Raw genomic sequence first — 2360 nt, forward strand, 5'->3', positions numbered from 1 at the left:
CCGAGGGACTGGGCCAGGCGTTCAACTTTGACCTCCTGCAGTCGGACTACGACGCCGGGTCGTTCCGGAAGATCATCACGGACAACCTCGTGGCTGCCAAGGAATCGGGGGCCTCCTCCACGTGGGTGTTCTCCAACCACGATGTTGTCCGCCATGCCACCCGTTACGGCCTGCCCAAGGGTGGATCGGTAGCGCAGGGAACCAATGCGGCGCAGGACATCACCGGCGGCGAACCCAAGGGCCAGGACGGCAAGGGCTGGCTGCTGGCCGGCGCGCCGGCTGAAGAGCTCGACGTCGAACTCGGCTTGCGTCGTGCCCGCGCCGCGACGCTCCTGCTGCTCGCGCTTCCCGGTTCTGCCTACCTCTACCAAGGTGAGGAACTCGGCTTGCGCGAAGTCGCGGAAATTCCTGACTCCGAACGCCAGGACCCGTCCTTCTTCCGCAATCCCGGCGTTGAAATTGGCCGTGACGGTTGCCGTGTACCGCTGCCGTGGACCGCAGAAGGCCCGTCTTTCGGTTTCGGTGCGGGTAAAGCACATCTTCCACAGCCGGAGTGGTTCAAGGACTACGCAGTGTCCACGCAGGACGGAGTGGAAGGTTCCACGCTGGAGCTTTACAGGAAGGCACTGCACTTGCGCAGCGAACTCCAGACCAGCGAGGAACTTGAATGGGTAGAGACCGCGAACCAGGACGTGCTGCACTTCAGCCGCCCGGGTGGCTGGCACGTCATCACTAACTTCGGCAGCGAAGCTGTTGAACTGCCTGCAGGGGATGTAGTGGTAACCAGCGGTCCGCTGGAGGATGGCAAGCTGCCTTCGGACACCACCGCATGGATTGTCAGCAACGCGTAAGCGCCGGGGACAAGACGGGACACCGGGGCTGAATACTGAAGTCATGACGAATGCGAACGGGCGGGGACGCCTCATATACGGCTGCATGGGACTCGGCGGCCCATGGGATGGTACCTCCTACGGCGCCGGGGAGATTGATCAGGCCGCTGCGGTGGTTGAAGCCGCCCAGGGGATTGGCATTGAACTTTTCGATCATGCGGATATCTATCGCAGCGGAAAGTCCGAGGCCGTCTTTGGTGAAGTCCTCGCCCGTTCGCAGGGTCTGCGGGAGAAGATCCAGCTGCAGACCAAATGCGGAATCAGGCTGGGGGAGCGCGGACTCCAGACGCATTACGACCTCAGCCGTGAGGCCATCCTTGAACGGGTCAACGGGAGCCTCAAACGACTCCAGACGGATTACGTGGACGTACTGCTCCTGCACCGGCCCGATCCGTTGATGGAGCCGCGCGAGGTGGCGGACGCCGTCGGGCAGTTAATGGCGGAAGGCAAGGTGCGGCAACTGGGCGTGTCCAATATGTCCGGCGCCCAGATCGCCTTCCTGCAGGACCAGTTGGAGACGCCGATCGTGGCGAACCAGCTGGAAATGAGCCTGCTGCACCGGGACTGGCTGGAGAGCACTGTGCTGGTCAACCACGCAGAAGGGGCGGGGTACAGTTTCCCGCACGGAACCCTGGAGCACTGCATGGCTGGGGGAATTGAACTTCAGGCGTATGGTTCCTTGGCGCAAGGGCGATATACGGGTGCACCGGCTGCGGAGTTATCGCCGGCGGAGTCGGCGGCCGCGGAGATGCTTGAAAAATTGGCGGGGGAGAAGGACACCACGCCGGAGTCAGTGCTGCTGGGCTGGCTGATGAAGCACCCGGCCGGCATCTCGCCGGTGATCGGCACTACCAATCCCGGGCGCATCAAGGCATGTAGCGATGCCGCCTCAGTTGCCGCCACCATGACTCGTGCCCAGTGGTATGGACTGTGGGTGACAGCCCGGGGAAACAACATCCCCTAACCCCGGTTTTAGCCCAACTGAGTCGCAGTTGTGCGCGTTATGACCTCTCAAACGCGCACAACTGCGACTCAGTTGGGTGGGGACAGCAACACATGGCTACGAGTCGCCGCTGATCGGAGCCACCACGGAGTAGCTGCTCGAGTCACCCTGCAATGCCTGGCTGGGCTTGCCGTCGATGCTCACCGGAATGTCGCCCGCGATGGTCACGCGGTTGAGTTTGCGCGGCTGGCCATCGTAGTTGTCAGGGGCATAGTGCTGGGTGATGCGGTTATCGAACAGGACCACCTGGTTGGGCTCCCAGTTCACCCTGACCACGTTCTCCGGACGCGTCACGTAAGCCTGCAGCAGGCGGATGATGTCCTTGGATTCGGTGTTGGACAGCCCCACAATCCGTAGCCGCTGCGCGAAGCCCCCAATGAACAATCCGCGCTCGCCGGTCAGGGGGTGGACCCGCACCACGGGGTGGGCGGTTTCGAACTTCAGGCGGGTGAACTCCTTGCGGCGCT

The 2360-nt window shown here is 62.8% G+C and carries 2 protein-coding genes and 1 pseudogene; 2 read left to right on the plus strand and 1 reads right to left on the minus strand.

Annotated features, from left to right (window positions below; genetic code table 11):
- A pseudogene (locus tag HP499_RS23475) lies at positions 1 to 851 on the plus strand (alpha-amylase); the annotation flags it as partial.
- Between the two features lie 43 nt (positions 852 to 894).
- Positions 895 to 1854 carry an aldo/keto reductase family oxidoreductase gene (locus HP499_RS23480; RefSeq protein WP_172326454.1) on the plus strand — a complete coding sequence of 320 codons (960 nt, stop codon included), beginning with the start codon at positions 895 to 897 and terminating at the stop codon, positions 1852 to 1854.
- Between the two features lie 96 nt (positions 1855 to 1950).
- Here the strand turns inward: HP499_RS23480 and HP499_RS23485 are convergent.
- A partial coding sequence (locus tag HP499_RS23485) for a TauD/TfdA family dioxygenase (RefSeq protein WP_172326455.1) occupies positions 1951 to 2360 on the minus strand: 410 nt, incomplete at its 5' end.

The organism is Paenarthrobacter sp. CM16 (assembly GCF_013179505.1).
GTDB lineage: Bacteria > Actinomycetota > Actinomycetes > Actinomycetales > Micrococcaceae > Arthrobacter.

Bases quoted from the DNA above. Each gene is read 5' to 3' on its own strand.
- HP499_RS23480 (WP_172326454.1), top strand. From the start codon at position 895: ATGACGAATGCGAACGGGCGGGGACGCCTCATATACGGCTGCATGGGA.